This window comes from Inquilinus sp. OTU3971, from assembly GCF_038440215.1.
Genome location: NZ_JASATH010000068.1, coordinates 24,433 through 36,261 on the forward strand (window position 1 = coordinate 24,433; position 11,829 = coordinate 36,261).

At 71.5% G+C, this 11,829-nt stretch carries 12 protein-coding genes and 1 other annotated feature; of the genes, 6 read left to right on the top strand and 6 right to left on the bottom strand.

Features of this window, described 5'->3' with window-relative positions:
- The first annotated feature begins 22 nt into the window (after positions 1–22).
- Complete coding sequence (locus tag AAHM41_RS18245) at positions 23–1,114, top strand: AbrB family transcriptional regulator (protein WP_342237990.1); 1,092 nt, start codon at positions 23–25, stop codon at positions 1,112–1,114.
- 3 nt (positions 1,115–1,117) lie between these two features.
- Here AAHM41_RS18245 and AAHM41_RS18250 read toward each other — a convergent pair whose 3' ends face one another.
- The 6 genes from AAHM41_RS18250 to AAHM41_RS18275 all read right to left on the bottom strand — a co-directional run bounded on the left by AAHM41_RS18250 (position 1,118) and on the right by AAHM41_RS18275 (position 6,981).
- Entirely contained in the window at positions 1,118–1,732 is a 615-nt protein-coding gene (locus tag AAHM41_RS18250; RefSeq protein WP_342237991.1) for a phosphohydrolase, read from the bottom strand.
- Between the two features lie 38 nt (positions 1,733–1,770).
- Positions 1,771–3,519 carry a DUF4153 domain-containing protein gene (locus tag AAHM41_RS18255; protein WP_342237992.1) on the bottom strand — a complete coding sequence of 583 codons (1,749 nt, stop codon included), beginning with the start codon at positions 3,517–3,519 and terminating at the stop codon, positions 1,771–1,773.
- A 169-nt stretch (positions 3,520–3,688) separates the two neighbouring features.
- Complete coding sequence (locus AAHM41_RS18260) at positions 3,689–3,883, bottom strand: hypothetical protein (protein ID WP_342237993.1); 195 nt, start codon at positions 3,881–3,883, stop codon at positions 3,689–3,691.
- A gap of 476 nt (positions 3,884–4,359) precedes the next feature.
- Positions 4,360–5,070, bottom strand: a complete 711-nt coding sequence (locus AAHM41_RS18265) for a pseudouridine synthase (RefSeq protein ID WP_342237994.1) — start codon at positions 5,068–5,070, stop codon at positions 4,360–4,362.
- A complete protein-coding gene (locus tag AAHM41_RS18270; RefSeq protein WP_342237995.1) occupies positions 5,067–6,104 on the bottom strand; it encodes a class I SAM-dependent methyltransferase in 1,038 nt (345 codons plus the stop codon). The genes AAHM41_RS18265 and AAHM41_RS18270 overlap by 4 nt, the downstream gene beginning before the upstream one ends.
- Positions 5,519–5,575: a sequence feature (sul1 is cis-regulatory element that is thought to sense ions involved in sulfur or methionine metabolism; They are found in Alphaproteobacteria), on the bottom strand. Its footprint overlaps the gene before it by 57 nt.
- Before the next feature lie 46 nt (positions 6,105–6,150).
- Positions 6,151–6,981, bottom strand: a complete 831-nt coding sequence (locus tag AAHM41_RS18275; RefSeq protein ID WP_342237996.1) for an IclR family transcriptional regulator — start codon at positions 6,979–6,981, stop codon at positions 6,151–6,153.
- Between the two features lie 218 nt (positions 6,982–7,199).
- Here AAHM41_RS18275 and AAHM41_RS18280 point away from each other — a divergent pair, with 218 nt between their 5' ends.
- From AAHM41_RS18280 to AAHM41_RS18300, 5 genes are read left to right on the top strand one after another with little or no spacing between them, the layout of a single operon-like run.
- Positions 7,200–8,273 carry an ABC transporter ATP-binding protein gene (locus AAHM41_RS18280; RefSeq protein ID WP_342237997.1) on the top strand — a complete coding sequence of 358 codons (1,074 nt, stop codon included), beginning with the start codon at positions 7,200–7,202 and terminating at the stop codon, positions 8,271–8,273.
- Positions 8,270–9,133, top strand: coding sequence for an ABC transporter permease (locus AAHM41_RS18285; RefSeq protein WP_342237998.1), 864 nt, complete (start codon positions 8,270–8,272; stop codon positions 9,131–9,133). Before AAHM41_RS18280 ends, AAHM41_RS18285 begins: the two co-directional genes overlap by 4 nt.
- 7 nt (positions 9,134–9,140) lie before the next feature.
- Positions 9,141–9,935, top strand: a complete 795-nt coding sequence (locus tag AAHM41_RS18290; RefSeq protein ID WP_342237999.1) for an ABC transporter permease — start codon at positions 9,141–9,143, stop codon at positions 9,933–9,935.
- A gap of 13 nt (positions 9,936–9,948) precedes the next feature.
- Complete coding sequence (locus AAHM41_RS18295) at positions 9,949–10,239, top strand: (2Fe-2S)-binding protein (protein WP_342238000.1); 291 nt, start codon at positions 9,949–9,951, stop codon at positions 10,237–10,239.
- Complete coding sequence (locus AAHM41_RS18300; protein WP_342238001.1) at positions 10,236–11,609, top strand: FAD/NAD(P)-dependent oxidoreductase; 1,374 nt, start codon at positions 10,236–10,238, stop codon at positions 11,607–11,609. Before AAHM41_RS18295 ends, AAHM41_RS18300 begins: the two co-directional genes overlap by 4 nt.
- The last annotated feature ends 220 nt before the right edge of the window (positions 11,610–11,829 follow it).

The following is an 11,829-nucleotide window of genomic DNA, read 5'->3' on the forward strand; positions in this document are numbered from 1 at the left end:
TGAGGCGGAAAGCGAGGCTGCAGTGGTTTCCGTGAACGGCCCGGTCCTGCCGGCCCTGGCCAAGCTTCCGCGTGCCGGACAATGGGCCGTCCTGCTGGCCGTTTCGGTGGCCGTGGCAGCGCTGCTGGAGGCCGCCGCCCTGCCCGCGGCGCTGCTGCTGGGCCCGATGGTCGCCGGTATCCTGGTGGGAGTCGGCGGCGGCACCATCCGGGTGCCGCGCCAGCCCTATCTCGGCGCCCAGGCGATCATCGGCTGCCTGATCGCCGGGGCGATCACGCCGTCGATCCTGGTCTCCTTCCTGCGCGACTGGCCGCTGTTCCTGGCGATCGTGCTGTCGACGCTGGCCGCCAGCAGCGCGCTGGGCTGGCTGATGAGCCGCTGGCAGGTGCTGCCCGGCACCACCGGGGTCTGGGGTTCGTCCCCCGGCGCCGCGACCGCCATGGTGCTGATGGCCGAGGCCTTCGGCGCCGACGCGCGGCTGGTCGCCTTCATGCAGTATCTGCGCGTGGTCTGCGTCGCCACCGCGGCCTCGCTGATCGCCCGCTTCTGGGTCGACACCGGCGATGCCGGACCGGCGGCGATCATCTGGTTCCCGCCGATCGATGCCGGCCCCTTCGCGGCGACGCTGGCCCTGGCCGCGCTGGGCGCCGTGGCCGGGCGGCGGCTGCGCATCCCCGCCGGCCCGATGCTGGTGCCGCTGGTGGTCGGGGCGGTGCTGCACGCCCTGGGCCTGATCGAGATCGAGCTGCCGGAGTGGCTGCTCGCCATCGCCTATGCGTTGATCGGCTGGAACATCGGCCTCGGCTTCACCCGGTCGGTGCTGGTGCACGCCGCCCGGGCGCTGCCGCAGATCCTGCTGTCGATCGTGGCGCTGATCGCCTTCTGCAGCGGCCTCGCCTTCGTGCTGGTACGGACGCTCGGGGTCGACCCGCTGACGGCCTATCTGGCGACCAGCCCCGGCGGCATGGATTCGATCGCCATCATCGCCGCGTCGAGCGATGTCGACCTGCCCTTCGTCATGGCGCTGCAGACCGTGCGCTTCTCTCTGGTGGTGCTGCTGGGCCCGGCGGTGGCGCGCTTCATCGCCCGGCGGTCCCCGCACGCTGCTTCGTAAGGATCAGCCGGCCGCCGCCTTCAGCCGTCCCAGCTCCTCCAGGAAGCGCTCCGCTGCCAGGTCGGGGGCCCAGGGTTCCCAAGGCGTGCCGCCATAGGCGGGCAGCAGCGGGTCGTCCTCGACCGGCCGGAACCGGATCTTCAGCACCCGCCAGACCTCGTCACGGGTCCAGCCGACGACATGGATCGCCTCGCTGGCCGCGGCCACCCGGTCGGCCCGCTTGTGGAAGGCCTTCTGCTCCACCGTCCAGCGCGGCAGGCCGTAGCGCAGGAACACCGTGTCCTCGAGCCGCGCGGCCAGGTCGCGGAACTCCTGGCCCAGGAAGGGCTTGATCACCGATAGCGGGTCGAAGCCCAGCAGCCCCTCATCGGCATCATGCAGCAGCTCGCGCAGCTCGGCCAGCGGCGACAGCGGGGCCGGCGCCCAGGCCCGGCACAGCGCCAGCACGGCCAGCGAGTGCTGGGCGACGGAGAGCGGCAGCGGCCAAGCCGAATGCCCGCCCCAGCGATAGGTCCGGGCCAGGCCCAGCGCCAGATCGCGGTCGTCCCAGTCGAAGGGTGTGGGGTTGAGCAGATCCAGCCGCTTGCCCGACGGCAGCCGGACCCATGCCCGCGCCATCGCCGTCCGTCCTTCCCAGCGCATTCAGGCCACCCGGCTCATGGTCCGCCGCACTCGGCGCGCGCGAGCGGCGCCCCACTCGTCTCGAGCCGCAGCCGCCGGCCGGCGACGTCGAGATCCGCGAAGCGAGACGGCGCCGGGGCGAAGTTCCCTTTGCGTATCGCCTCCGCCAGCCCCGGACAGTTCGGCTGCAGCCGGCCGATCAGCTCCCACCGGCCGCCCTGCTCCTGATAGGCGGTGATCGTATCGCTCGCCGACAACAGGATCTCCGTGATGCTGTCGCCCGTGAGATCGCCGAAGAACGCCTCGCACGGGGCCTTCGCTTTAAGGCAAGCCGGCAGCGCCCATGCATTGCTCCACTCCTGGCGGAGGAAGCCGTCCGGTAGCGTCCGCCCATCGGGCCATACCTTGATGTTGGCCAGGCGGATCTCTGGCGTGATGACGATCTCGGCGCGGCGCCACCGGTTGTCCCGCCGCTGCGCCTCGGCCGCCTGCTCGCCGGCCGCGCCGCCCTGCGCCACCATCCGCTCCAGGGCCGCCCGGCCGTAGCGGCCGCCGTCGAAACGCAGGAAGTCGTAATCGAATTCGGACGCCGACACGGTTCCGTTCTCCAGCCGCCCCAGTTGGTCGGCGACCGACAGCCTGGCAGGATCGGCCGGTGGCGTGAGCAGGGCCAGCACCACCACGACCACGACCACGCCAGCGGCGATGTTGGTCGCCTCCAGCCCCTTGAGCCACGGCACGGCTCGCAGCGCAGCCGCGGCATAGCCCAGCGCGTAGCAGGCGCCGACCAGGACGCAGGCGACGCCGATGACGCGCTCGGGCGTCAGGCCGTGCTGGTCGACCCTGAGCCAGATTGCATAGGCGGCCAGCCCGATCAGCGGAATCAGCAGGATTGCGGCCAGTCGGCCGCCCCAGCGCAGCGGCGCCGGTGTCGGCTGGTCCGGCTGGCCGTCCTGATAGGCGGCGTTGATCAGGATGATCAAGGTCGCGGCGGCGCCCAGCAGCAAGGCGGCCGCGCTCCGCGTCCGCCACAGCGGCTCGAGGCCGGTAAAGGGCAAGGCCAGCAGAAAGGCTGCCGCGAGGACCGTCAGCAGCGGCAGAAGCCATGCCAGCAGGGTCAAGGCGACGGTACGGATGCCGCGGATCAGCCCCGAGCGCACATCGGTCAGGTGGATCGCCGCGGCGGCCATCACCGAGGTCGCCGGGAAGGCGAACCACCGCTCCCGGATGACGTCGCGCATCTGCCCGATGCCGATCGCATCGAACAGGGCCGCGCCGAGATGGAGCACCAGCCAGAAGACGCCAATGAAGGCGCAGGACAGCGCCAACTGGACGCCGTTCTTCCAGGCGATCTCGAAATAGCGCGGATAGGAGGCGACGATCCGGCGCTCGGCGTCTGCCGCGGCGATCAGATGATGGGCGATGAACAGGATCGCCGCCGCGAAGACCCAGAGTCCGAAGGACGGCCATGGACCGCCGCGGGCTTCGATCGCCCGGGTCGCGTCGTGGACACCCAGCCCGGCGAGGACCAGCGCCGCGGCGGCCGCCCAGATCAGCAACGTCCGGAGACGGACAGACCCGAGGCCGACGAGAGCGATCAACGGCACATAGGCGGTCGCCAGGGCGGCCGCGGCGAACTGGGGCCGTATAAGGGTCGCCCAGACCCGGTCCTCGGCGACCCGCCACAACAGATAGAGGACCACGCCCTGCAACAGGCCGATCAACAGCCGTGCGGCGCCGATGCTCCGCATGTCTTCCGGTGCGTCCGGCCTGGAATCATTCATCCTCACCCCCGGAACCGACTGTGGCCTGCGGTTCATCCGGGGGCAAGACGCCACATCTTCGCTTCCCTCGTTCGTCTGGCCGCTGCGCGTCCCGGCCTACGGACAAGCGAAAACCGGCGGGCCGCATCGGCGGCCGCCGGTCGCATCGCTCAGAACCTTTGGGAAAGGACTATGCCTTGATACCGCTCGACTGCCCTTCGCGCGGAGCCCAGTTCCGCACGATCGAACTGGCCGGCCCGTAGCGGCGGGCGAACTCCGCCTGGGACAGGCGCAGTCCGCGGCACAGCATCTCGGCCCGCAGGGCCGCCTGGATGCGGGACGGGCGGGGTGTGGCGGGTTGGGGTTGCTCGGCCGAGAGGCCCATGTCCGCGATCTCCCTCATCGGGACCACAGCGTCGGTGTCGTTCGCGGCTTTCGGCGGAAGAGAGGTTGGCTCGTGCTCATCCGCCCGAAGCGGGGCCGGACTCATTCTGGGACGCCTGCGGTGCTGACCTGCCATGGCGGTTCCTCCAGCGGCTTTTGTCGTTGCGGCCCTTGGCAGTCCCGAAGGCCCGCCGCGCGCCGTGGTTCTCGCAGGAAGAAGATCGATCACTGCATGTTCATCGGCGATGCGACGGATCCTGCGAACGCATCGGCACCGGGGAACGGATGCCTAACCGACAAGCACACGGCTGGCGAGGGCTGACGGAAAATCCGTACTCGACGCCCCCGCGGTCGATCTCCGACCTGCAGGCTCGGCACTCTGCGCCAGGGAAGCCGTCCCGACAAGGAAAAACATGAACGAGGACATAATATTACATTCCTATGACGCCCTCGGGGGCTGAGCTGCCGAACATGTGTTCAAGGTGCCGCTGGCTTGAACACTGACGCCACCTCGGCCGGGACCAGCAGCCGCCATTTGCCCTCTGCCAGATCATCGAGGACGAGGCCGCCGATGGCGGTCCGCTGCAGGGCCTCGACATGGTTGCCGACCGCCGCGAACATGCGCCGGACCTGATGGTAGCGACCCTCGGTCACAGTCAGCCGGACGCGGCGGGGCCCGAGCGGCTCCAGCACCGCTGGCTCCAGCGGCGTGGTTTCCGACCGCAGCATCAGCGTGCCGGCGGCGAAGACCGCCGCCTCTTCCCCGGTCAGGTCGCGCGCGAGCTCGGCCTCGTAGACCTTCGGGATCCGGCTCTTCGGCGAGATGATCCGGTGCAGCAGCGGCCCGTCATCGGTCAGCAGCAGCAGGCCGGTGGTGTCGCGGTCCAGCCGCCCGACCGGGGCCATGATCGGGTTGCGCAGGCGGAACCGCGGCGGCAGCAGCTCGTAGACCACCCGGCCGGGATCGCTGGTCGAGCAGGTGTAGCCGGCCGGCTTGTGCAGCATCAGCACCGCGCCCGGCGGCGGGTCGAGCGGCTGGCCGTCGATCCGGATCGCCTCGTGCTCCGGCTGCGCCTCGGCGCCCAGCGGCCGACCGTCGGCATCGGTGACGCGGCCGTCGCGCAGCAGCGCCTCCACCTGCTTGCGGCTGCCATAGCCGAGATTGGCGAGGCGGCGCGCCAGCCTCATCGCACGCCCTTCGCCGCCTCGATCACCTTGTAGGCGCCGTCGTCGGCAATGCGACGGACCATGGTGAAGGCCTTCTCCAGCGTCGCCTCATAGGGCAGGTGGCGGTTCGCCACCAGGAACAGCCGGCCCTTCTGGCGCAGCGCGGCGGCCGCGGCGGCGATGAAGGCGCGGCCGAGATCATGCCGGTCGGCCCGGCCGCCCTCGTGGAAGGGCGGGTTGGTGACGATGAAGTGGTAGCGCCGGTCCTGCGGCAGCCCGGCGGCGACGTCATGCCAGAGGAAATCGAGCTTGGCCCGGCCGGCAAAGGGCTCCAGGTTGCGCCGCGCCAGTTCCAGCGCCCGGGCCTCGGCCTCGTACAAATCGAGCGCCGTCACCTCCGGGCAGCGGTCCAGGACCTCCGCGGCAAGAGTGCCGAAGCCGGCGCCGAGATCGGCGCCCTGCCCCTTGAGATCCGCCGGCAGATGGGCGGCCAGCAAGGCCGAGCCGGGATCGATCCGGTCCCAGGCGAACAGGCCGGGACGGCTGAGGAAGCGGCCGTCGGCCACCAGCCGCGGCGTGTCCAGCGCCATCCACTCCGCGCGCAGGGCCGGGTCGCCGGCGCCGGCCCGCGCCCAGAACACGCGGCAGCGGTTCTTCGACAGGCTCTCGACCGGCCCGGCCAGCCGCTCCAGATCCTCCTCGGCCGAGCGGGCGCCGTCGGTGTTGGCCAGGCTGGCCACGACCGTCCCGTCCGGCCCGGCCTGGTCCAGCGCCCGGGCCAGCAGCGCCCGGGCCGCCTCGCGCTGCCGCGGCGGCAGCACCAGCACCAGCGGGAAGCGCCCCTCGATCCGGGTCGATACCGCCAGCCCGGCCGCCTCCAGCGCCGCGGCTCGCGGCCGGAAGCTCTGCTCGCAGGCCAGGGCCGGCGAGGCGAATTCGGTCAGCGCCGCCCCGGCGCGGGCGCCGAGGAGCAGCGCCCGGCCATCCGTTGGCCAGGCCAGGGTGCCGCTGTGGAACGGCAGGAACAGGGTGTCGAGCGCGGGATCGTCGGTCATGCCGGCCCTCCCTGGCATATCGGCGGCGAAAACGGAAGGGCCGGGCTCATCCGCCCCGGCCGGCGCTGCCCAATAGCTGGGCGGGCCGGCGCAGGGCCGGATCGAACGGGTTGAGGCGCGGGCCGATCGCCGCCGCCTCGCGCTTCAGGATCTCGACCACCGTCGGCAGCCGGTCCTCGCCCAGCCGCTCCGAGATCGTGCCGATGCTGAACGCCGCCACCGCGCGGCCCTCGCGATCGAGGATCGGCACCGCGACGCCGCCCATGCCGGGGATGGCGAAGTCGCGCCGGGCAGCGAAGCCGGTTTCGCGGGCCTTCGCCATCTCGGTCCGGAGATGGACCTCGTCCATCATGAAGCTCTGGCCGATCAACCGGGGAACGTTGAAGCGGATCGCCTCCTCCCGCTCCGCCTCCGGCAGGAAGGCCAGGATCACCAGCGCCCCCTGCCCAACCCCCAGCGGCACCCGGCCGCCGATGTCGCCGGTGAAGGAGCGGATCGGGAACGGCCCCTCGCAGCGGTCCAGGCACATCGCGTCGAAGCCGCTGCGCACCAGCAGGAACACGGTGTCTCCGAGCATGGCCGAGAGGCGTTGCAGCACCGGCCGGCACAGGTCGCGCAGATTGCCCGGGTTCCCGGCCCGCGCCGCCAGGGCGAAGAAGTCGATGCCGAGCCGGTACACGCGGCTGCGCCCGTCCTGCTCGACCATGCCCTCCGCCAGCAGCGCCTGCAGCAGCCGGTGCACCGTCGCCTGGGTCAGGCCCGTGGCCTCGGCGATGCGGATCAGCTTCGCCCCCTCGCCGCCCGCCTCGGCCAGGGCCCGCAGAATGGCGAAGCCGCGCTGCAGGCTCTTGCCCGGGGCTTCGCTCTCTTTCGCCATTTCCGGAAACTCCGGGCTGAGATCACGTCATAGATTCCAGTATGCGGAATCTCCATGAGAATAACCCCGATGAAACGGAATGTCTCCTTGACTCTCCAATTCGAAACGGTGTTCTGGAGAAACGCGCCGGCACCTTCCGTTCCACGGAAGCCAAGACCGGCGGGGCCGAAGCGCGGCAGCGCGGAACGGCGATCGACAGGGATGCCAGGGAGACAGCTGTGACCTTCCTCCGTCTCGAGCGGATCTCGAAGTTCTATGGCGACGTCGCGGCGGTCGCCGATCTCGACCTGACCGTGGAGCGCGGCGAGTTCGTGTCGCTGCTCGGCCCCTCCGGCTGCGGCAAGACCACCACGCTGCAGATGGTCGCCGGCTTCGTCCCGGCCACGACCGGACGGATCGTCCTCGATGGGCAAGACCTGACCCGGGTGAAGCCGAACCGCCGCGGCCTCGGCGTGGTGTTCCAGAGCTATGCCCTGTTCCCGCACATGACCGTGGCCGACAACATCGCCTTCGGCCTGGAGATGCGCGGCATCGCCAGGCCGGAGCGGGCGAGGCGGGTGGAGGAGGCGCTGGCGCTGGTCCATCTCGACCACCTCGCCGGCCGCTATCCTCGGGCGCTGTCGGGCGGCCAGCGCCAGCGCGTCGCTTTGGCCCGGGCGCTGGTGATCGAGCCGCCGGTGCTGCTGCTGGACGAGCCGCTGTCGAACCTCGACGCCAAGCTGCGCGAGGCGATGCAGTTCGAGCTGCGCCAGATCCAGCGCCGCACTGGCACCACCACGATCATGGTCACCCACGACCAGTCCGAGGCGCTGTCGATCAGCGACCGCGTGGTGGTGATGGAGCGCGGCCGCATCACCCAGATCGACCAGCCCTACCGGATGTACGAGCATCCGCGCAGCCGCTTCATCTCCGACTTCGTCGGCAAGGCCAACCTGCTGGATGGCGTGGTGGCCCAGGCTGGCGCCGTGGCCCGGGTGACGGTCGGCGCAGCGACCCTGGAGGTGCCGGGCGACGGCCTGCCCGCCGGCGCCAGGGTGCTGCTGTGCCTGCGGCCGGAGAAGCTGGCGCTGGGCGCGCCCGGCACCGGCCGGCTGCCCGGCACGGTGTCGCGCCGCTACTTCCTGGGCAGCCAGTGGCTGTACCACCTGGACAGCCCGGCCGGCGAGCTGCTGGTGGCAGCTCCGAACCTCGGCGGCGAGCCGCTGGCCGAGGGCGTGCAGGCCGGCATCGACTGGGCGCCGGACATGGTCCGGGTGCTGCGCGAAACCGAAGCGGCCGAGGCCGCCCGATGAGCGCCGCGACCGCCGAGAGCCGCCTGGCCCCGGCGGCGATGGCGCTGCCGGCGACGATCCTGTTCGCCGGGCTGGTGCTGACGCCGCTGGCGCTGACCCTGATCCTGTCCTTCCGCGTCTACGACCACGCCACCGGCGTGCAGGACGCCTGGACCCTCGGCCAGTACCTGACGGTGCTGACCGATCCCTACTATTACGAGATCTTCCTGCGCACCTTCCGCCTGTCGGCCCTGACCACGCTGATCTGCATCGTGGTCGGCGCGCCGGAGGCCTATGTGCTGAGCCGGATGCGCAGCCCGTGGCGGTCGGTCTTCCTGCTGGTGGTGCTGGCGCCGCTCTTGGTCTCGGTCGTGGTCCGCGCCTTCGGCTGGAGCATGCTCCTGGGCCCGACCGGCCTGGTGAACGAGGCGACGCAGGCGCTGGGCCTCGGCCGCGTCCGGCTGCTCTACACCGAGACCGCGGTGGTGGTGGCGCTGGTCCACATCATGCTGCCCTTCATGGTCATCCCGGTCTGGACCTCGCTGCAGAAGCTGGACCCGGCGGCCGAGCAGGCGGCGCTGTCGCTGGGCGCGTCGCACGCCACCGTGCTGCGCCGGGTGGTGCTGCCGCAGATCCTGCCCGGCCTCTTGTCGGGCAGCCTGATCGTGTTCGGCCTCGCCGCCAGCTCCTTCGCCATCCCCGGCCTGCTGGGCGGGCGGCGGCTGAAGATGGTCGCGACCGTGGTCTATGACGAATATCTGAGCTCGCTGAACTGGCCGCTGGGCGCCGCCATCGCGGTGATCCTGCTGGTCGCCAACCTGGCCATCATGCTGGGCTACAACCGGATCGTCGAAGGACGGTACCGGAAGACCCTCGGCTGAGGCGCCGATGTCCCGCAACGGCCCCCTCGCCCTTGTCTTCCACACGCTGGTCGTGATCTTCATGCTGGCGCCGCTGGCGATCGTCTGCCTGGTCGCCTTCACGCCGGAGAACACGCTGAGCCTGCCGACCACCGGCGTCTCGCTGCGCTGGTTCGACGCCGTGTTCCACCATCCCGACTTCCTGCAGTCCTTCTGGAACAGCCTGTGGCTGGCGACCTTGTCGGCGACCCTGTCGACCGCGATCGCCGTGCCGGCCGGCATCGCCACCACCCGCTATGCGTTCCGCGGCCGCGACGGGCTGAACGCGCTGTTCCTGTCGCCGCTCCTGATCCCGCATCTGGTGCTGGGCGTGGCGCTGCTGCAGCTGTTCTCGCGGCTCGGCGCCGCCGGCAGCTTCTTCTGGCTGGTGCTGGCGCACAGCGTGGTGATCACGCCCTATGCGCTGCGGCTGGTGATCGCCGCCCTGGTCGGCTTCGACCGGTCGACCGAGCAGGCGGCGGCGTCTCTGGGCGCCAGCGCCTTCACCGTGTTCCGCCGCATCACCCTGCCGATGATCCTGCCCGGCGTCGCCGGCGGCTGGCTGCTGGCCTTCATCAACAGCTTCGACGAGCTGACGATGTCGATCTTCGTCACCTCGCCCGCCACCGTCACCCTGCCGGTGCGGATGTACATGTACGCGACGGAATCGATCGACCCGATGATGGCCGCGGTGTCGGCGCTGATGGTCGCCGTCACCGCCGTCACCATGGTCGTGCTCGACCGCATCTACGGCCTCGACCGCATCCTGGTCGGCCGCCAGTGACCGGATCCTCCCGATGCCCATCCTGACCCGCCTGGCCGAGACCGGCCGGCCCGAGATCCGCTTCCGCCTGGACGGCCGCCCGGCCATCGCCCTGGCCGGCGACACGGTGCTGACCGCGATCCTCACCTCCGCCGACCGGCTGCGCCGGTCCGAATTCTCCGGCTCTCCCCGCGCCGGCTTCTGCCTGATGGGTGCCTGCCAGGATTGCTGGGTGGCCACCGAGGACGGATACCGCTTCCGCGCCTGCTCCACCGCCATCGCCGAGGGCATGCGGCTGGTCACCGGCCCGGGAGAGGCGGCATGAGCGGCGAGATCCGGCCGGTCATCGTCGGCGCCGGCCCGGCCGGCATCCGCGCCGCCCAGACTCTCGCGGCGGCCGGGCTGCGGCTGGTCGTGGTGGACGAAGCCGCCAAGGGCGGCGGCCAGATCTACCGCCGCCAGCCGGACGGCTTCACCCGCGACGCCAAAACCCTCTACGGCACCGAGGCGGCGAAGGCCGAGGCGCTGCACCGGACCATCGACGGGCTGGCCATCGACCACCGGCCGCAGACCCTGGTCTGGAACATCGAGGCTGGGGCGCTGGACCTGCTGCGCGACGGCCAGGCCGAGCGGCTGCCCTACAGCCACCTGATCCTGGCCACCGGCGCCACCGACCGGATCCTGCCGATCCCCGGCTGGACCCTGCCCGGAGCCTACAGCCTGGGCGCGGCGCAGGTGGCGCTGAAGTATCAGGGCTGCGGCATCGGCCGCCGCGTCGCCTTCATCGGTACCGGCCCGCTGCTGCCGCTGGTCGCCTCGCAGTATCTGAAGGCCGGGGCGGAGGTTGCAGCGGTGCTGGACACCGCCCGGCAGGCCGACAAGCTGGCGGCCCTGCCCGGGCTGCTGCGCGGCCCCGCCGTCCTGGCCAAGGGGTTGCGCCTGATCGCGGTGCTGAAGGCCGGCGGCGTGACGATGCGGCACGGCGCCCGGCCGCTGCGCATCCTCGGAACCGAGCGGGTCGAAGGCTTGGTCTGGCACGATGGCGAGCGTGAGCAGCGGATCGACTGCGACGCCGTCGCCTTCGGCTACGGCCTGCGCTCCGAGACTCAGCTGGCCGACCTGGCCGGCTGCCGCTTCCGTTTCGATGCCCTGAACCGCGCCTGGCTGCCCGAGCGCGACGCCGCCGGCCGCAGCAGCGTGGCGGGCGTCTACCTGGCCGGCGACGGCGCCGGCATCGCCGGGGCGGATGCCGCCGAGCTGGCTGGCGAGCGCGCGGCCCTGGCCCTGCTCGAGGATCTCGGCCGGCCCGTCGGTCGCGCCCGCGCCGCGCGGCTTGAGGCCAAGCTGGCTATGATCGGAAAATTCCGCCAGGGGCTTGAGCGCGCCTTCCCCTTCCCCGCCGGTTGGGCCGCCGAGGCGCCGGACGATCTCGTGATCTGCCGCTGCGAGGAGGTGACGGCCGGCACGCTGCGCGCCACCGCCACCCGCTGGGGCACGCCGGAGCTGAACCGGCTGAAGGCGCTGTGCCGGGTCGGCATGGGCCGCTGCCAGGGCCGCATGTGCGGCGCCGCGGCAGCCGAGATCCTGGCCGCCCATCGCGGCGTCCCGGTCGAGGCGGTTGGGCGGCTGCGCGGCCAGGCGCCGGTCAAGCCGATCCCGATCGCGATCGAAGAGGCGCCGGAGGCAGCGGCGTGACGGGGCGCATTGCTATCTCCGAGGGGACGCTCGATTTCTTGTCCCCCCTCCCCTCGCGGGAGGGGGTTAGGGGGAGGGGGTTCTTTCCGCCCCACGCCGGCGATCGAGGACCGCTGGCTGATTTCGGCGACAGGCACAATCCCCGGCATTCGCGCGCGGACGCGCGCAAACCCCGCCCCCAAACCCCCCCCCCCCCCGGGGGGGGGGGGGGTTTGTTTTT